The sequence below is a fragment of the Rhabdobacter roseus genome (assembly GCF_014202275.1).
GTDB classification, from domain to species: Bacteria; Bacteroidota; Bacteroidia; order Cytophagales; family Spirosomataceae; genus Rhabdobacter; species Rhabdobacter roseus.
In genome coordinates this window covers 232,670-250,545 of sequence record NZ_JACHGF010000002.1, presented here as the reverse complement: position 1 = coordinate 250,545, position 17,876 = coordinate 232,670, and the positions used below count along the sequence as shown (strand labels likewise).

The following is a 17,876-nucleotide window of genomic DNA, read 5'->3' as shown; positions in this document are numbered from 1 at the left end:
CAAGTAAGCCGAACGTTGCCAATATTCATAAGTCTAGAATGTAAGTACCTCTATTTTTAACCGAATACGAATGTCAGAAGTAGTAACAGATCAACAAGGGCTCTACCGCCCCGAGTTTGAGCACGACGCGTGCGGGATTGGTTTTCGTGCCAATATGAAAGGGCGAAAATCCCACCAGATTGTGGCGGATGCCATCCACATGCTGGAACGGATGGACCACCGCGGGGCTTGTGGCTGTGATCCCAATACGGGCGACGGCGCGGGCATCCTGATTCAGATCCCGCACGAGTACTTCGTGGAAGAATGTACCGCCCTGGGCTTTCAACTACCCGCCGCGAGCGAGTACGGGGTAGGGATGATTTTCTTTCCCGGTGACGAAACCGTGCGCGAAGAATGCCGGGATCTCCTGAACCGGAAAATCAAAAAACTGGGCATGACCCTGCTCGGGTACCGCAAAGTACCTACCCTCAACGATACGCTGGGGGAAGGCTCGCTGTCGGTAGAGCCGCACGTGGAGCAGCTTTTCATCAAGCGTCCCGACCACCTGGAAGACGACCTCGCCTTTGAGCGGAAGCTCTACATCCTGCGCCAGATCACCACCCGGCTCATTGCCGAGGTGAAGGGCGCCAAGGACCATTTTTACTATTCGTCGCTTTCCAGCCAAACGATCTCGTACAAAGGGCAATTGACCACCGCCCAGCTCAAATACTACTTCCCTGACCTCGAAAACGAGTCGGTGGTGTCGGCCTTTGCCGTGATCCACTCGCGTTTTTCTACCAATACGTTCCCTTCCTGGAAGCTGGCGCAGCCGTTTCGGTACATTGCCCACAACGGCGAGATCAACACCGTAAAAGGCAACGTCAACTGGATTCGGGCGGGCGAGCGGTCCTTCAGCTCCGAGTACTTTACCAAAGAGGAGATGGACATGATCCTGCCCATCTGCGACACGAAGCAGTCCGACTCCGCCAACCTGGATAATGCCATCGAGCTGCTGTACCTCTCGGGACGTACCTTACCCCACGTCATGATGATGCTCGTGCCCGAAGCCTGGGACGGCAACGAACAGATGGACCCCGTCCGGAAGGCCTTTTATGAGTACCACGCGGCCATCATGGAGCCCTGGGACGGCCCGGCTTCCATCTCATTTACCGACGGAAAAATCGTGGGTGCTACCCTCGACCGCAACGGCCTGCGCCCCTCGCGCTACTGGGTACTTGACGACGACACCGTCATCATGGCGTCGGAAGCGGGGGTACTTGACGTCGATCAGGCGCGGGTAGTGATGAAAGGACGCCTCCAGCCGGGCCGGATGTTCGTGGTCGATATGGAGCAGGGACGCATCATCCCCGACGAAGAACTTAAAGCCGATATTTGCTCGCGCCAACCCTACCAGGAGTGGCTCGATGAATTCAAGCTCCGCGTTGATGACCTGAACCAACCCATCCGTACTTACCGCCAGTACGAAGACCACTCGCTCCTGAAGCGTCAGATGGCCTTTGGATTTACGTCCGAAGACTTACGCATGATCCTGGCCCCCATGGCCCAGGAAGGCAAGGAAGCCGTGGGCTCCATGGGTACCGACGTGCCGCTGGCCATTCTTTCCGAGCAGAGCCAGCACCTCTCGAACTACTTCAAGCAGCTGTTTGCGCAGGTCACCAACCCGCCCATTGACTCCATTCGGGAGCGGTCCATCATGTCGCTGATCTCGTTTGTGGGAGCCACGGAGAACATCCTGACCGAAACGCCCCAGCACTGCCGCCAGATCGAGCTCCTGCACCCGGTACTTACCATCGAGGAGTTCGACAAGCTGCGCTTTGTGGATAAAAATCATTTCCAGGCCAAAACCATCAACATTTACTTCAAGGCCGACGAAGGCGGAAAAGCCCTCGAAAGAGCCCTGGAGCGGATTTGCCGCTACGCCGAAGACGCCATCGAAGACGGTTTCGAAATTTTGATTCTGTCCGACCGCGCCATCGACTCCGACCACGCGCCCATTCCTTCCTTGCTGGCCGTATCGGCCGTGCATCACTACCTGATCCGGAAGGGCTTACGTGGCAAAGTGGGACTGCTGGCCGAGGTAGGTGATGTGTGGGAAACGCACCACTACGCCACGCTGATCGGCTACGGCATATCGGGCGTGTGCCCCTACATGGCGTTCGAGACGCTTTCCTACATGAACCGGAAAAACCTGATCGAAGGCGCCTATACGGACGAGAAGCTGCATACCAACTACATCAAGGCGGTGAACAAGGAGCTCCTGAAGATTTTCTCCAAAATGGGAATCTCCACGCTCCAGTCCTACCAGGGTGCGCAGATCTTCGAATGCCTGGGGCTTAATAAAGAGGTCGTTGACAAGTACTTTACGGGTACCATCTCGCGCATTGGCGGGATGGGCATCAACGAAATTGCGAAGGAAGTACAGGTACGGCACAAGGTGGCTTATCCCGAAAAGCCCGTACTAAGTCCCCGGCTGGAAGTGGGAGGCTTTTACCAATGGAAACAACGCGGCGAAGCGCACATCTTTAACCCGCAGACGATCCACCTCCTCCAGCATTCGACCAAAACGAACAGCTACGAGCTCTTCAAGAAGTACTCCAAGCTGATCGACGACCAGAGCCAAAAGGCCATGACGCTTCGGGGCTTGTTGCGCTTCAAGAAAAGTACCCCCATTCCCCTGGACGAAGTAGAGCCCATCGAAAGCATATTTAAGCGCTTTGCTACCGGAGCCATGTCCTTTGGCTCCATTTCCTGGGAGGCCCACACGACCCTGGCCGTAGCCATGAACCGCATTGGCGGGAAGTCCAACTCGGGTGAAGGTGGCGAAGACGAACTTCGCTTCAAACCCCTCGAAAACGGTGATAACCTCAACTCCGGCATCAAGCAGGTGGCCTCAGGGCGCTTTGGCGTCACTAGCCACTACCTTACCAACGCCCAGGAGCTTCAGATAAAAATGGCCCAGGGCGCCAAGCCCGGCGAAGGCGGGCAACTACCCGGCCACAAAGTAGACGACTGGATCGGGCGCACGCGCCACTCCACGCCGGGCGTAGGGCTTATTTCGCCCCCACCCCACCACGACATCTACTCCATCGAGGACTTGGCGCAGCTGATCTTTGACCTCAAAAATGCCAACCGCGCCGCCCGCATCAGCGTGAAGCTGGTGTCCGAAGCGGGCGTAGGTACCATTGCGGCCGGAGTAGCCAAGGCCCACGCCGACCACATCCTGATCGCCGGGCACGACGGCGGTACCGGGGCCTCGCCGCTGAGCTCCATCCGTCACGCCGGCCTGCCCTGGGAGCTGGGCCTGGCCGAAACCCACCAAACGCTGGTAAAGAACAAGCTAAGAGGCCGCGTAACCGTCCAGGCCGACGGGCAACTCCGCACCGGGCGCGACCTGGCCGTAGCCGCCCTGCTGGGGGCCGAAGAATGGGGCGTAGCCACCGCCGCGCTGGTAGCCGCGGGCTGCATCATGATGCGCAAGTGCCACCTCAACACCTGCCCCGTGGGGGTAGCCACGCAGCGCAAAGAGCTCCGCGCGCTCTTTACGGGCAAGCCCGAGCACGTGGTGAACATGTTTACGTTCATGGCGCAGGAGCTGCGGGAAATCATGGCCAACCTGGGCTTCCGGACCATCGAAGAAATGGTAGGCCAGGCCCAATACCTAGAGCCCCGCAGCGACCTGAAACACTGGAAATACAAGAACCTGAACTTTGGGGCTATCCTGCACAAGGAAGAGTCCGGCATGGACGTGGCGCAGTTTAAGCAGGAAGAGCAAGACCACGGCATCGACGCGGTACTGGATTGGAAGCTCATCGAAACCGCTAAACCGGCCCTGGAAAAATCCGAAGAAGCCTACGGGGAGTTTGTGATCAACAACCTCAACCGCTCGGTTGGCAATATGCTCTCCAACGAGATATCCAAGCGCTACGGCGGCCCCGGCCTGCCCAAAGGGACCATTCATTTCAAGTTCAGAGGAACGGCCGGGCAAAGCTTCGGAGCCTTTAATACCTCGGGCTTGCGCCTGGAGCTCGAAGGCGACGCCAACGACTACTTCGGCAAAGGCCTGTGCGGGGCGGAGCTGATCGTCTACCCCGACCGCGACGCCAAGTTTAAGCCCGAAGACAACATCATCATCGGTAACGTAGCCTTTTACGGCGCTACGTCCGGCGAAGCCTACATCCGGGGTACCGCCGGGGAGCGTTTCTGCGTACGGAACTCCGGAGCCAAAGTGGTGGTAGAAGGTACCGGTGACCACGGCTGCGAGTACATGACGGGCGGCGTGGCCGTGGTACTTGGTAGCACGGGCCGCAACTTTGCCGCCGGGATGTCGGGCGGGGTGGCCTACGTATGGGACAAAGACGGAGACTTCAGCGAAAAGGTCAACTACGAGATGGTGTCCGTTACGCCTCTGAACGAAGAAGATCAGCACATCCTGCGGGAATTCGTGGAAAAGCATTTCCAGTACACCACCAGCAACGTGGCCTTCCAGCTCACCCAAAACTGGGACGACGCCATCAAGCAGTTCGTGAAGGTACTTCCCAACGACTTCAAAGAGGCGCTGGCCAGCCGTGGCATTACGCTGTCACAGCAGATCGCCGACAAAAACGTAGTGTACAAGGACATCGTTGTGGACATTGATCACGAGTAAGTTTACGGCTGTTTTTATTTTTAACATTGTTATATTCCTCGTTTAAGTAGATAAATAGGTATGGGAAAGCCCACCGGTTTTTTAGAATTTGATCGCGAATTACCCAAAAAGCGTAGCGTAGAAGAGCGCCTGCGGGACTATAATGAGATTGAAACACCCTTCAGTGAAGATACCTCCAAACAGCAGGCGGCCCGCTGCATGGACTGCGGCATTCCGTTCTGTCATAACGGCTGTCCGCTCGGCAACATCATTCCTGAATTCAACGACGCCGTGTACGATGGCAACTGGGCCCTGGCGTACGAGATCCTGGCCTCCACTAACAATTTCCCCGAATTTACGGGGCGGATCTGCCCGGCTCCCTGCGAGGCGTCCTGCGTGCTGGGGATCAATAAGCCCCCTGTAGCCATTGAGTTCATAGAGAAGTCTATTGCCGAAAAAGCCTTCGAGCTGAACCTGGTTCAGGCCCGTGCGCCCCGCAAACGCACCGGCAAAAAAGTGGCCGTAGTAGGCTCCGGCCCCGCCGGACTGGCCGCCGCCGCGCAGCTCAACCAGGCGGGCCATAGCGTGACGCTCTTTGAGCGGGCCGACCAGATCGGCGGGCTGCTGCGCTACGGCATTCCTGACTTCAAGCTCGAGAAACGGGTCATTGACCGCCGCCTGGAAGTGATGCAGCAAGAAGGTGTCGAGTTCCGGACGGGCGTGAACGTGGGCGTGGATATTACCAGCGACGAGCTCCTGCGCGACTTCGACGCCGTGGTACTGACCATGGGCTCTACCGTACCGCGTGACCTCAAGATCGAAGGGCGGCACTTTAAAGGCGTTCATTTTGCCATGGAGTTTTTGAGCCAGCAAAACAAGCGCGTGGCGGGTATTGAGCCCCAAAAAGACCACCGGGGCGTCGCCTACGCCCAAGGCGAGCTGTGGGCTACCGACAAAAACGTGATCGTGATTGGCGGGGGCGATACCGGCTCCGACTGCGTAGGTACTTCCAACCGCCACGGGGCCAAGTCGGTGACGCAGATCGAGCTGCTCCCCATGCCTCCCGCCGACCGCGACGTAACGACCCCCTGGCCCCACTGGCCCATGATGCTCCGCACCTCTACCTCGCACGAGGAAGGCTGCGAGCGCCACTGGTCCATCAACACCAAGGCGTTTCTGGGCGACGAAAACGGAAACCTGCGGGCGCTGCAAATGGTGCGACTGGACTGGCAAAAAGACCCCGAAACCGGCCGGATGCAAATGAAAGAAGTACCCGGCTCGGAGGAGGAAATCCCCTGTGAGCTGGCGCTGCTGGCGGCGGGCTTCCTGTACCCCCAGCCAGAAGGACTACTGCATGACCTGGGAGTCGAATTTGACGAACGGGGAAACATCAAAGCCACCAACTACCAGACAACTACCCAGGAAAAAGTATTTACCGCCGGCGACTGCCGACGCGGCCAGTCGCTTGTGGTGTGGGCCATCAGCGAAGGACGTGAAGCCGCCCGGGCCGTGGATGAGTACCTCATGGGCGAGTCGCTGCTGGAAGCCAAGGCCGTTTCCATGTTCAATCCGGCTTTCTCTCACGTATAAGTACCCTTAGCCCAAAGCCCCAAATGCCGCTCTGGTGTTTGGGGCTTTTTTTTATTCCGGGTACTTTTCTTCACCAAGCCACAACATTAGGTGCCTTATTGTAGTTAGACGTATATAGTAGGGTTAAAACAGATTCTGTTGGCCCTGCGCACGTTATAGAAATACGCTACAAATAGCTAACTACCTTGGTGACTTGCCTTGTTATAGAAGATGATCTCGACGATCAGGAAATTTTTTCTATCGCGCTGGGAGAACTGGGTCAAAACTACCAAAGTACCTTTGCAAATAATGCCGTCGATGCCCTGAGCCTGATCCGAAGCGGAGCAGTAGTTGCTGACTACATCTTCATTGACCTCAACATGCCCAAGCTCAACGGCCTGCAGTGCCTGGCCGAAATCCGGAAAGAGCCCGGCTGGGAAACCATTCCCGTCTACCTATATTCTACGTCCTCGGAACAAATCTACGTCGACCAAGCCCTTCAGGGCGGCGCTCAGGCTTTTATCACCAAGCCCTCCCGCATCAGCGATTTCACCCGAATTCTGGGTACCCTTTTGGTCAAAGCCTGAGCAATCTTATCTTAAATAATTCAGTTGTTGTATTTTTCCAACATTAGCAGCTCCGTACGGAACATTTCGTATTACTTTTCCATTATATTTGAAACGTAATCAAATGATTCAAGTACTATGTTAGAAACAGTAGGCTACGTGGCGGGTCTGTTGACCACCCTGGCCTTTATCCCTCAGGTTTTACAAATTTACAAAACGAAATCGGCCAAGGACGTTTCGTTGGCCATGTTCCTTCTTTTCACCCTGGGCGTATTTATGTGGCTCGCCTACGGCATCATGACTAACTCCTTCCCCGTGGTAGCGGCCAACGCCGTAACCCTGCTGCTGTCGCTGCTGATCTTGTTCTTTAAGTTTAAGTACAACAAAGTAGCCTAACGCTACGCCAGCAGCAGGGCCCGCAGCCCCAGCCCCAGCAAAATGGTGGCCGTAAAGCTGAGCAAGGTACCTATGAGTACATACTCGGTGAGCAGTAAATCGTCGTCTTTGAAGCGTAGCAACGCTTTGGCGGCGATAAGTAGCCCGATGGCCTCAAAATGGTTGCCGAGTAAAAAAGTCAAGATGAGCGTACGCTCCAGCATCCCGATCCACTTCCCCGCTTCACTCAGCGATGGACGTGGTTTTTTTAGTTGCTCCCGCCAGCTTTTGGTAGCCATGCCGATGAGTATTCCCAACGGGTAGGTGCCCAGCAGGTAGGTACCCAGCACCGCCCACAGCTTCAGGTTGGCATTGGCCCAGGTACCTAGTTTGGCCAGGTTTTCGAAGCCGTCGGTTACGTACAGCCAGCCCACCAGCAGCAGCAGCTGGTCCAGCAGGAAAACCCCCAGCCCCTGCCGACGACTGTACACTTTCCCCAAATCAATGGCGTAGTGCGTCAGTGCCACAAAAACCGCCAGCCCTACGCTGCCCGAGGCCAGCCCGGCCCCGAGGCCCGTCAGCAGCACGTGGTAGATCAGCTTGACCGACCGCACCTTTCGTACTTGCTTGTCTTCCACCCAGCGACTAGGTTGCAGAAAAAAATCGGTGAGCAGGTGAGCCACCAGCAACTTTACGAGCAGCACCCCTTGCAGGGGCTCAAAGAAGGTCGTCATGGGTACTTGTAGGATTCAGGGTAGATAAAGCCATTCCCAGCTCGGCGTAGCGCCGCAAAAATACCTCCACCAGGGGCCAGGCCGCCGCCCGGGCGCGGCTGTGCACGGAAGGTTGCGAGATCCCGATCTGCCGGGCTATTTCCTGCTGGGTTTTGTGCTGGAGCAGCCAGTACAGCGCTTCCGACTGCGACTCGCTCCGGCTCCATTCGAGGTAGTCAAGTACCTGGCTGTGAATGGCCCATTCGGCCCGAGCCCACTCGGCCTGCGCCCAGTGCGCGGGGGTACTTAGGCGCAGCAGCTGGTTGTGTACTTTCATGTCATCTAGTGCGCGGCCCGACAAGCGAAAGGCTTCGCCGTCCGAATCAGCTAGTTTTTCGCGCCGGTACTCCACCGCTCCGAGGCCAATCGCGATCCGGACCCGGACCGACAGCCGGAAGTGCAGCAAAGTCTTGATGCGCAGCGCTTCCCGCAGTGCTTCCGCCCGCAGAAGTACCTGGAAGCTATCGCCCCGAATAAAGTACTCGTAAGTACCCGCCGAGGTACCTGCCAGCTGGTCAAAGAGCGCCTTCAACTCCGTCCGCTGCGCGTGGCTCAGCGAAGCCGAGTTGACCACATCACCCGTAAGTACCTCATAGTAGTTCATGCTCCAAATATAGAATTATATATCTATATTTAGTTATTATAAATAAAATAATCTATAAAAAAACCCGCCAATCGACGGGTTTTGAGTTTTCTGTCATCCACCACTAGCTAGGCGATGAATTCTGCATCCAGCGTAATCTCGGCGTTGAGGAGTTTGGAAATGGGGCAATTTTCCTTGGCATCGGCGGCAAGTTGTTCAAACCGCTCGGCGTCAAGGTTGGGTACTTTAGCCTTAAGTACCAGGTGGCTTTTGGTAACGGCTCCTTTGGCGGGGTCCAGCGAAACGGTAGCCGTGGCGTGCAGCTCATCGGCGGTAAAACCAGCCTCATTGAGCACGAAGCTGAGCTTCATGGCAAAGCAGCTGGCGTGGGCGGCGGCGATAAGCTCTTCAGGATTGGTCCCTACGCCTTCTTCAAAACGGGTATTGAACGAATATTGCGTTTCGCTAAGTACGGTACTTTGGGTACTTACGACGCCTTTCCCGGTTTTTCCGGACCCGTTCCAAACGGCGGTGGCCTTGCGGTTGATCATAGTTGATGTAGGTTTAGTTGGTAATCGTCAAATGTAGCCTATATAACCCAAATGCCCTCCGCCCGGTTCAGGGAATTTTATGAACGGTAGCGCGGGCACAGAGGTACTTTCCCAGCGGCAGGCTGCCTCCGGGGTACCTGGGGCGCGGGATTGGGAGGCGGAGGTACTTCCGTTGAATAAAAAGTACCTAAAAAAGGATGGACGCGTAGCCGTTAAACAACCCTAGGGATGAAGGAGTTATAAGGTACCCCCCCGAAGGCGCGGGAAGGCCAAACAATAAAAAAGCCTTTGCGGGGTTAAACCAAGGTGCAGTAGCACCATCTAAAACCCAAATGTGTCCCTTTACATCCAACTAATCCCCATTCAACGGCCATGAAAAAAATACTGTTTGCTTTACTCTGTGTAGGTAGTTTGGTTACGTGGAGCTGCCAGGGCCCGCAAGGCCCGGTAGGTCCCGAAGGGCTCCCCGGCCCGCAGGGCCCGCAAGGTACCAATGTACTCAGCGCGGTATTTGATATTACCGGAAGCTTCAACGCCAACAACGACTACCGGATCTACTTCGATTTCCCGCCCGCGGAGCTGGAAGTATTTGATACCGACGCGGTGTTTGTGTACCGCCTCTGGGAAACCGTACAAGACCCCGGCCAGGCTCCAGTGCCGGTGTATCGCCTTTTGCCCCAGACGGTTTTTCTGCCCCAGGGCTTGATGCAATATAGCTTCGACCACTCCTTCCTGGACGTGAGCGTGTTCATCGACGCCCAGTTCAACCTGAGTGGGCTGGCCTCGCAGTGGACCCAAAACCAGCGCTTCCGGGTGGTGGTACTACCCGCCGACTTTGCTGCGAACGGTCGCCAGGCGGCCGTGGACATGAGCAACTACGAAGAGGTGAAGAAGCATTTCAACCTGCAGGAAAAAGACATCCCCACCTACCAGGCCAAGCAAAAATAAAGGTACCTGGGGTACTTTTTACCACAAACCAGCCGACCGGGGGTACTTTACTCCGGTCGGCTGGTTTTTTTGGTAAAGTACCTGCTCTTTATTTTTTGGCCAACGGAAAAATGGGTGACTTCACGTGCGCCTGCCGCAGGATTTGCTCCAGGCGGGCTACTAGCTCGGGGTACTTAGCGGCCACGTTCTGGGTTTCGCCGGGGTCGGTTTTGAGGTTATAGAGCTCAAGGGTATTCCCTTTGTCGCGCTGCTTGACGGCCTTCCAGTCCCCCTGCCGCACGGCCTGGTCGAAGCCGCGCTCGTAAAACTCCCAGTAGAGGTACTCGTGCCGGGGCTGGGTACCTTTCTGCAAAATGGAAGGTACCAGCGAGATTCCGTCCAGTTCGGCCCCCGCTGCGGCCCCAGCCAGCTCGTAGAGCGTGGCGGGTACATCCCAAAACGCCCCTACGTGGCGGCTTACCTTGCCGCGGGGCGCGTGGCCCTTCCACTGCACCAGCAGCGGCGTCCGGATGCCGCCGTCGTACAGATCGCGCTTAACGCCCCTCAACGGGCCGCTGCTTTGAAAGTACTCCACGTCGGCGGACGTTCGTCCGCCTTCGACGTGGGTGCCGTTGTCGCTGGCAAATAGCACTACGGTGTTTTCTTCCAGTCCCAACGCTTTGAGTTTTTGAAGTACCTTACCCACGTAGTCGTCGATGGACGTCACCAGCCCGGCGTAGGCCGCTTTGGGGTTGGGCTGTCCGCCGTAGTGCTGGCCGTCGGCCCAGGGTTTTTCGGGCGCAAAGGTACTTTGTCCGTTTTGGTCGAGGTAGGGAGCGAGGTACTTGGGGGGCAAATGCAGCTCGGCGTGCGGGATGGTGAAAGCCAGGTACAGAAAGAACGGCTCCTTCTGGTGGTCCTGCAGGAACGCAAGGGCTTTATTGGTAAAAACCTCGTTGGCAAAAGTACCCTTCGGCTGGGCTTCCGGCACCAACTGGCCGTCGCGGATGGTCCAGAGCGAGTCGGGACGCTGGAAGTGCGCCGCCACGTGGTGCGTGTGGCCGTAAAACTCGTCCCAGCCTTTGAGGGGCGGCGCGCCGGCGTTTCCGGCCAGCCCCAGGCCCCACTTCCCAAACATACCCGTGGTGTAGCCCACGGTTTTCAGCCGCTCCGGTATAACCACGTCCTCGGCCCGCAGGGGGATCTCACCGTTGCCGCGTACGTAGGCGTGGCCCATGTGCTTGCCCGTCATAAGCGCGCAGCGCGAGGGAGCACAGACGGTACTTCCGGTGTAAAAATCGGTGAACCTCACCCCGTTGGCGGCCATTTGGTCCAGGTGGGGAGTTTGGATGCGCTTTTGGCCGTAGCAGCCGAGGTCGCCGTAGCCCAGGTCATCGGCCAGGATAAAGATGAAGTTGGGTTTGGCAGGTACCTTACGGGTTTCTTTTTTGGAATACGTAAAAGCAAAAAGAGCCGCCAAAAGTACCCCCAGGCCTACCACTAGCATTCGATTTTTCATGAAAATACAACGAAGTAAAGTACCCTCTTTAAAGTACCCCGGCCGGTACTTCTAACGCCTGGCTTTCTAAGTTTCGGCTTTATATGTAAAAGAAAAACCGTCGGCCTTGCGGGCTCGTGGGTACGTTTGCTGAGCAAATAATAAGTACCCTTGGGGTCAAGGAGAAGGCGTACTCCACATTTTTTGTATATTTGGCTTTGTAAAAATACGTACTAAAACGACGGCGGGTATCGCTCCGGCCGTTCCGAGCATTATCCGATGGAATTTCAGAAAAGCAAACGCCTCGAGCCACTCAAATACGACATCCGCGGCCCGGTCTACGAAAAAGCCCTCGAACTGGAAAGTCAAGGCTATAAAGTCATCAATCTGAACATCGGTAATCCGGCCCCCTTTGGCTTCGACGCGCCCGACGAGATCGTGCACGACATCATCATGAACATCCGCAACGCGCAGGGTTACTCCGACTCGCGCGGCCTCTTTCCGGCGCGCAAGGCGGTGATGCACTACACCCAAACGCTGGGCATCCCGAACGTCGAGATCAACGATATTTTTATTGGCAACGGCGTGAGTGAGCTGATCTTGCTGTCGATGCAGGCCCTGCTCAACCCCGGCGACGAAATCCTGGTACCCTCGCCCGACTACCCGCTCTGGACTACCTCCGTGGCCCTGAGCGGCGGCAAGCCCGTCCACTACGTCTGCGACGAGGCCGCCGACTGGAACCCCGACCTCGATGACCTGGAGAGCAAAATCACGCCCCGCACGCGCGGCCTGGTGCTGATCAACCCCAACAACCCCACCGGGGCCGTTTACGACCGGGAGGTACTTGAGCGCATCGCGCGCATTGCCGAAACCCACGGCCTCATTATTTTTTCGGACGAAATTTACGACAAGATTCTCTACGACGGGGCCGTACACTACCCCATGGCCACGCTCGTACACGACACGCTCTGCGTGACCTTCGGCGGGCTTTCCAAAAACTACCGCGCGGCGGGCTTCCGGGGCGGCTGGATGATCCTGAGCGGGGCCAAGCAGTACGCCAAGTCTTACATTGAGGGGATTTTGTTCCTGGCCAGTATGCGGCTTTGCGCCAATGTACCCACGCAGTTTGCGATCCAGACGGCCCTGGGCGGGTACCAGAGCATCAAAGACCTGGTACTACCTACGGGCCGTCTGCACAAGCAGATGACCCTTGTCTACGAGCGCCTCACGGCCATTCCGGGCCTTAGCTGCGTCCGGCCCAAAGGCGCGCTGTACCTTTTCCCCAAAATTGACCTCACGCAGTTTGATTTCAAAAACGACGAGCAGTTTGTCTTTGACCTGCTGAGCGAGCACAAGGTACTTGTCGTGGCCGGTACGGGCTTCAACTACTTCCGCGACGACCATTTCCGGATCGTGTTTCTGCCCACGGCCGAAGAGCTGCACCTGGCCATGAATAAGTTCGAGGCGTTCTTCGAGGCGCACCGGGTACCTTCGCTGCGTACGGTGGAAGAGGTGCTGGGGTAAGTACCTTTAGGAAGGTAGTTTAATAATGGAAATCGTACTATTCACAATCTACTTCCTGTAAGGTGATCCCTTCGCCAAAACGGAGGGTACTTCTATTTTTAAAAACGGTCTTTCCCGCTTTTTCCTCTACCTCGCCGTAGCCTTCCAGGAGCTCCTTTCCTTTCTTGAGGTAAGCCACCTGCCGCACCGACAACACGCCTTCCGAACGAAAGGTGTAGTCGCCCAGGAGCGTATCGCCCGACAAGGTACCCTGGAAAAGGCCTTCGTTGCGGTCTTTTTCCGAGAGCCGGTACTCCAGATCACCCACGACTAGGGTCCCGATGATGCTGATCCGAAACGAAACGGTATCCTGCTTTTGGGTATAGGCGTAGCACGCGAAGGTCTCGATGTTTTCGGTCCCTTCTTCCGGCTCCTGGGTGTCGGAGGTGGTGGTAGTGCAGGCCAGCAAACTACCCAGCAGGACGATGGAGAGCGAAAGGATTTGCTTCATAGGGTTAGGTTTGAAATAGTAAGGAAAACCGGTAGCGGAGCCAATCGGTGCTTACAAACATAGCAACATTTTTTTTATAAAGTACCCGGCCCGCTAGCTACCATGCTGAGCGCAAGTACTTCACGATAATTCCTGCATATACTGACTTAGTACTTGCTTCAAGGCGGGCAGCGCGATGGGCTTAGTGAGGTAGTCGTCCATGCCCGCGTCCAGGCAGCGTTCTTTTTCGCCTTCGATGGCCCCGGCGGTGAGCGCGATGATCGGCACCCGCTGGTCTTTTTCCCGTGCGCGTATTTCGCGGGTAGCGGCGTACCCATCCAGATGGGGCATCTGTATATCCATAAAAATCAGGTCGGGCTGGAATTGACCGGCCTTCTCAACGGCTTGTAGTCCGTCGTGGGCTTCCACAATAAATACCCCCGGAACGAGCCGTTCGACGAGCGTTTTAATCAGGAGCATATTCACGGATACATCTTCTACAATCAGGACCTTAACGCCAGAGGGCGCAGCAGCCGTACCCGTGGGGATGGCGAGTGCGGGTCCCTCCGCACTACTTGCGGGCTGGCTATCACGTACATTGCGAAGGCAGTGCAGCAACTCGCTCTGCTTCACGGGCTTCACCAGCCGAAACACCACACCGAGTTTATTGCATTCCTCATGGATCGTCTGGTCGTCGGAGGAGCTGTGGAGCAAGATGATAGGCTGCTTTCCGGGACTCAGGCGCAGCTTTTCCCGGATCATACGGATGGTTTCGATGCCGTTGAGGTAGGGCATGTTATAATCCACAATGATCACGTCGAAAGAAGCCGCCTTTTCGAGCGTACCGAGGGCTTCCAGTCCATTGGGCGCGCTCTCTACCTCGATGTCCCACTGCTGGAGGGTATTTTGCAAAATGAGCCGATTATTGGCGTTGTCGTCAACGATCAGGGCTCGTTTCACCAGCTTACTCGCGGCCGAAAGCAGCGGAGGGCCATTTTCAAAATCAAGCAGCAACCGAAAGGAGAAGGTACTTCCACGGCCATCCCGGCTTTCGAGATCCAGCACGCTATCCATTTTCTGCAGCAACCGATTGGAAATAACCAGGCCCAGCCCGGTGCCGCCGTACTTACGGGTGGTGGAGGTGTCTGCCTGGGTGAAGGCCTTGAAGAGTTTTTCGCGCTGGGTGTCGGTGATGCCGATGCCGGTGTCGCGCACCGAGAAAACAAAGTACCCCTGCTGCTCCGACGCGCCCGAGGGCTCAAACTCCAGCTTTATTTCAATCTCTCCTTTTTCCGTAAATTTCACGGCGTTGCTGAGCAGGTTGGTCAGTACCTGCTTGATACGAACGGGATCCGTCATGATAAACCGGGGGGCGCGGGCATCCAGGTTGAGCAGGAGTTCCAGTCCTTTTTGGGAGGAACTGTGCTTGATGATATCGGCTACTTGTTCTACCAGCTCGATCACATCCGTTTTGATGCTTTCCAGCTCGAGCTTGCCCGCTTCAATTTTTGAGAAATCCAGGATGTTGTTGATGATGTCCAGCAACGAATGCGCCGACGTATTGGCGTAGTGTACGTATTGCCTTTGTACGGATTCCAGTCGCGTATTGGCCAGTAGCTCGGTAAAACCAATGACTCCGTTCAGCGGCGTTCGGATTTCGTGGCTCATATTGGCCAGAAACTCGGACTTGGCCCGGTTGGCCCGTTCGGCTTGCTCTTTGGCCGCCTGCAACTCCAGCTCGGCTTTTTGCTGAGCCGTTTTGACGCGCAAGGCCTCAATTAGTTGCCCGATCACGCTCGTCAGGGGCTTCAAAAACTGGACGAGCTGGGGCGTATACCCGCCGGGCCGGTTGGAGATGCCCATCATGCCGACCAGCCGACCGGAAACGTTAATGGGAATAGCCAAAAAAGAATTTAAAGCCGGATGGCCGTCGGGCAGCCCTCCCCGGCGTGGGTCGTGGTAGGGGTCGTTGGAAATGACGGGCTCTCTGGTGGTCAGGGCCGCGCCAAACAAGCTCTCCAAATTGTCAAACACCATGCCCGTGGCCGCGCTATTCTCGTAGAGTTCTTGGGTAGCTTCATTCCAGGCAATATTGGTAATGGCGTGGGTTTTCAGGTAGGGAAGTCCATCCTCCCGGAAAAGTACCTCCCCAATGAATCCGTATTCGCTGCGGGTCAGCGATAGCAAATCGGCCAGTAGGCTTTCAAAAGCCTGCCGCACCTGGGTTTGCTTTATAAATTGAGTTTGGGCGCGCGTAATAGCTTCTCCTAACTTGTACTGCTCCTTGAGCGCCTCCTCCGAGCGCTTCCGCTCGGTGATGTCCCGCGAAACGGCAATGACTTTTTGGTTTTCGGCCGGATGAATGCGGGCTTCGAAAATATGTTCCCCGTCGGGCAGCAGCAGGGAATATTCCACCAACACCAGGTTATTTTGGTCCAGCGCCCGCTGGATACCCTGTTTCACGGCTTCAACTACGGGAGGTGGCAAAACTTCCGCCAGGTTTTTACCAAGAAAGGCTTCCGGTTCGGCGTAAAGCAAGGATTTTTTACCCGCCATAAAGCTTCGAATGATCCCCTCCTTGTTGAGCTTGAAATACAAATCGGGAATGGCTTTAAAAATCCCGTGGAACTCGTCTATCTGCAACTTTAGCGTTTCGGCAATTTGCTTGCGCTCCTTGATTTCCTTCAGGCGAGCCAGGGTACTTCCCAGGTTGTCGGCCATGACGCGCAGGAGCTGCCGGGCGGTTTCGTTCCAGGATTTGGTATTTCTTACGGCGTCAAAGCCAATAAACCCGTACAGTTGGGAGCCTACCAGGATGGGCAGGGCCAGCAAGGTTTTGATTCCCTGGCTTTCCAGCAGCTCCCGCTCCGCCTTCCAGCTCTCGGGCAGTTGGCTTACTTCTGGTATATGTACTTCCTGCTTAGCCCGCAGGGTGTCGATCCAGGTCGGAATTAGCTCTTGAGGAATATCCTGCAGGTTGTCTTTTTCGGGATCAATCCCTTCCGCGCACCATTCGTGGGTATTGCTGACGGTGGAGGCGTCTTCGGCAAAAACGAAAAGGTAGGCGCGGTCAACGCCGGCGTAAGTACCTACCTCCTCCAGCACCTTATTGACCGTCGCGTCCAAGGAATCTTCATCCAATTGGATCAACGCCGAGCTCGCTCTGATAATCAAGTTGTCCAGATCAATCAGGCTATTAAGCTTCTCCTCCGTTATTTTTCGGTCGGTTATATCCTGAAATGCCCCTACAATTTTTTTAATCTCTCCATTTTCATAGTACGGCTTTCCGATGCAATGTACCCATTTATGCTTTCCCTTAGCCGATATAAAGCGCACCTCCATGTCATAGGATTGCCCATTCACCATAGCATTCTCCACCGCATTCTCAATGATGCCCCGATCCTGTGGATGGTAGTAGCTAATGCCGTTTACCAGGTTCGAATCAAAGTCAAGCGGTAATTCATAAATGTGAAATATTTCCTCGGTCCACTTGGTCTTATGCGTTTTTACGTCCAGCTCCCAGCCGCCCACTTTGGCCATTTTTCCGGTTTCATCCAAAAGGTCTTTATGGACGTTAAGTTCTTCTTCGGCCAGTCTTCGCTCGGTAATATCCCGGGCCGAGGCGTAAATCAGGTCACCATAAGGGTGCGAACACCATTCGATGTAGCGGAAAGATCCGTCTTTGGTTCGGTACCGGTTGGTGAAATGGTGGACCTTCTCCTGCCTGGCTAACTTTTGCATGGTCGCGTGGGTCGCGGGCAAGTCATCCGGATGAATGAATTCGTAAAACTTCTTCTGCTCGAGCTCCGCCGAAGGATAACCCAGAATGGTTTCCCATGCTTTATTGACCTTGACGAAATTCCCTTCGCTGTCGGCAATGCAGAGCAGATCCAGGTTCACCGAGAAAAAGCGTTCCAGCTTTTCTTTTTCTTTAATTTCGGCCGTGATGTCCGAGAAAGTACCTATGAAGTAGTACTTCTCGGGGGAATAGATCTGCACTTTGTACCAGCGGTCGAGCCTTTTGGAGTAGTGCATCCGCTCTTCGTTGCCGTCGTTGAGTGCCACCTGGCCGCAGATCCGAATCCAGTCCAGATTGTCCTGATGAATGTCCGGAAAAAGCTCCGAGAGCTTCTGGTGTAAAACCGTACCGGGTTTATGGCCGGCCAGGCGTTCAAAGGCGGAATTTACTTCAACAAACTCATAGTCGATGGGTTCCTGCTGGTCATTGACAATAATTCGACAATAGGCATAGCCTAAGATCGATTGATCAATCATTTTTTTGTAAAAATCAGTATTCATAGGGTTGGGAGAGTCGCGTTTTTCGGCGTAGAAAGGTATAAAATAAAACCCAGGAAATGGTTACATTTTTTCACGCCCTTTCAAAGATAACCGATCGCGTTTATAAAATAGCCGGACG

13 protein-coding genes are annotated in these 17,876 nt (G+C 55.5%); 7 read left to right on the top strand and 6 right to left on the bottom strand.

Features of this window, described 5'->3' with window-relative positions; translation table 11 throughout:
* Positions 1 to 70: 70 nt before the first annotated feature.
* From gltB to HNQ92_RS05975, 4 genes are all read left to right on the top strand, one after another.
* Positions 71 to 4,645 carry a glutamate synthase large subunit gene (gene gltB, locus HNQ92_RS05990; protein ID WP_184172201.1) on the top strand — a complete coding sequence of 1,525 codons (4,575 nt, stop codon included), beginning with the start codon at positions 71 to 73 and terminating at the stop codon, positions 4,643 to 4,645.
* A 60-nt stretch (positions 4,646 to 4,705) separates the two neighbouring features.
* Complete coding sequence (locus tag HNQ92_RS05985; protein ID WP_184172199.1) at positions 4,706 to 6,214, top strand: glutamate synthase subunit beta; 1,509 nt, start codon at positions 4,706 to 4,708, stop codon at positions 6,212 to 6,214.
* Between the two features lie 188 nt (positions 6,215 to 6,402).
* On the top strand, positions 6,403 to 6,780 hold the full coding sequence (locus HNQ92_RS05980; protein WP_184172197.1) for a response regulator: 378 nt from the start codon (positions 6,403 to 6,405) through the stop codon (positions 6,778 to 6,780).
* Between the two features lie 117 nt (positions 6,781 to 6,897).
* A complete protein-coding gene (locus HNQ92_RS05975) occupies positions 6,898 to 7,155 on the top strand; it encodes a SemiSWEET transporter (protein ID WP_184172195.1) in 258 nt (85 codons plus the stop codon).
* A gap of 2 nt (positions 7,156 to 7,157) precedes the next feature.
* On the opposite strand, the gene HNQ92_RS05970 is transcribed toward HNQ92_RS05975, so the two are convergent.
* The 3 genes from HNQ92_RS05970 to HNQ92_RS05960 form a co-directional block, all read right to left on the bottom strand.
* A complete protein-coding gene (locus HNQ92_RS05970) occupies positions 7,158 to 7,868 on the bottom strand; it encodes a DUF3307 domain-containing protein (RefSeq protein ID WP_184172193.1) in 711 nt (236 codons plus the stop codon).
* Positions 7,852 to 8,511 carry a hypothetical protein gene (locus tag HNQ92_RS05965; protein ID WP_184172191.1) on the bottom strand — a complete coding sequence of 220 codons (660 nt, stop codon included), beginning with the start codon at positions 8,509 to 8,511 and terminating at the stop codon, positions 7,852 to 7,854. Before HNQ92_RS05965 ends, HNQ92_RS05970 begins: the two co-directional genes overlap by 17 nt.
* Positions 8,512 to 8,618: 107 nt before the next feature.
* A complete protein-coding gene (locus HNQ92_RS05960) occupies positions 8,619 to 9,041 on the bottom strand; it encodes an OsmC family protein (protein WP_184172189.1) in 423 nt (140 codons plus the stop codon).
* A gap of 79 nt (positions 9,042 to 9,120) precedes the next feature.
* On the opposite strand from HNQ92_RS05960, the gene HNQ92_RS05955 reads away from it, so the two are divergent.
* Both HNQ92_RS05955 and HNQ92_RS05950 read left to right on the top strand, forming a co-directional pair.
* Positions 9,121 to 9,267 (top strand): hypothetical protein, encoded by a 147-nt coding sequence (locus HNQ92_RS05955; protein WP_184172187.1) that lies wholly within the window; start codon positions 9,121 to 9,123, stop codon positions 9,265 to 9,267.
* Between the two features lie 146 nt (positions 9,268 to 9,413).
* Positions 9,414 to 9,989: a collagen-like triple helix repeat-containing protein gene (locus HNQ92_RS05950; RefSeq protein WP_184172185.1), complete on the top strand. Its 576-nt coding sequence runs from the start codon at positions 9,414 to 9,416 to the stop codon at positions 9,987 to 9,989.
* An 88-nt stretch (positions 9,990 to 10,077) separates the two neighbouring features.
* On the opposite strand, the gene HNQ92_RS05945 is transcribed toward HNQ92_RS05950, so the two are convergent.
* A complete protein-coding gene (locus tag HNQ92_RS05945; RefSeq protein WP_246439712.1) occupies positions 10,078 to 11,487 on the bottom strand; it encodes an arylsulfatase in 1,410 nt (469 codons plus the stop codon).
* A 258-nt stretch (positions 11,488 to 11,745) separates the two neighbouring features.
* Between HNQ92_RS05945 and HNQ92_RS05940 the strand changes: the two genes are divergently transcribed.
* A complete protein-coding gene (locus HNQ92_RS05940) occupies positions 11,746 to 12,990 on the top strand; it encodes a pyridoxal phosphate-dependent aminotransferase (RefSeq protein ID WP_184172183.1) in 1,245 nt (414 codons plus the stop codon).
* Between the two features lie 37 nt (positions 12,991 to 13,027).
* Here the strand turns inward: HNQ92_RS05940 and HNQ92_RS05935 are convergent, their stop codons facing one another.
* Positions 13,028 to 13,480 (bottom strand): hypothetical protein, encoded by a 453-nt coding sequence (locus HNQ92_RS05935; protein WP_184172182.1) that lies wholly within the window; start codon positions 13,478 to 13,480, stop codon positions 13,028 to 13,030.
* A gap of 120 nt (positions 13,481 to 13,600) precedes the next feature.
* Positions 13,601 to 17,758: a response regulator gene (locus HNQ92_RS05930; RefSeq protein WP_184172180.1), complete on the bottom strand. Its 4,158-nt coding sequence runs from the start codon at positions 17,756 to 17,758 to the stop codon at positions 13,601 to 13,603.
* Positions 17,759 to 17,876: the final 118 nt, after the last annotated feature.

Excerpts from the sequence above, each read along its gene's own strand:
- HNQ92_RS05955 (WP_184172187.1), top strand. The coding sequence starts at position 9,121 with ATGAACGGTAGCGCGGGCACAGAGGTACTTTCCCAGCGGCAGGCTGCC.
- HNQ92_RS05970 (WP_184172193.1), bottom strand. The coding sequence starts at position 7,868 with ATGACGACCTTCTTTGAGCCCCTGCAAGGGGTGCTGCTCGTAAAGTTG.
- gltB (WP_184172201.1), top strand. The coding sequence starts at position 71 with ATGTCAGAAGTAGTAACAGATCAACAAGGGCTCTACCGCCCCGAGTTT.
- HNQ92_RS05945 (WP_246439712.1), bottom strand. The coding sequence starts at position 11,487 with ATGAAAAATCGAATGCTAGTGGTAGGCCTGGGGGTACTTTTGGCGGCT.
- HNQ92_RS05985 (WP_184172199.1), top strand. The coding sequence starts at position 4,706 with ATGGGAAAGCCCACCGGTTTTTTAGAATTTGATCGCGAATTACCCAAA.
- HNQ92_RS05935 (WP_184172182.1), bottom strand. The coding sequence starts at position 13,480 with ATGAAGCAAATCCTTTCGCTCTCCATCGTCCTGCTGGGTAGTTTGCTG.
- HNQ92_RS05930 (WP_184172180.1), bottom strand. The coding sequence starts at position 17,758 with ATGAATACTGATTTTTACAAAAAAATGATTGATCAATCGATCTTAGGC.
- HNQ92_RS05965 (WP_184172191.1), bottom strand. The coding sequence starts at position 8,511 with ATGAACTACTATGAGGTACTTACGGGTGATGTGGTCAACTCGGCTTCG.
- HNQ92_RS05975 (WP_184172195.1), top strand. The coding sequence starts at position 6,898 with ATGTTAGAAACAGTAGGCTACGTGGCGGGTCTGTTGACCACCCTGGCC.
- HNQ92_RS05950 (WP_184172185.1), top strand. The coding sequence starts at position 9,414 with ATGAAAAAAATACTGTTTGCTTTACTCTGTGTAGGTAGTTTGGTTACG.
- HNQ92_RS05960 (WP_184172189.1), bottom strand. The coding sequence starts at position 9,041 with ATGATCAACCGCAAGGCCACCGCCGTTTGGAACGGGTCCGGAAAAACC.
- HNQ92_RS05940 (WP_184172183.1), top strand. The coding sequence starts at position 11,746 with ATGGAATTTCAGAAAAGCAAACGCCTCGAGCCACTCAAATACGACATC.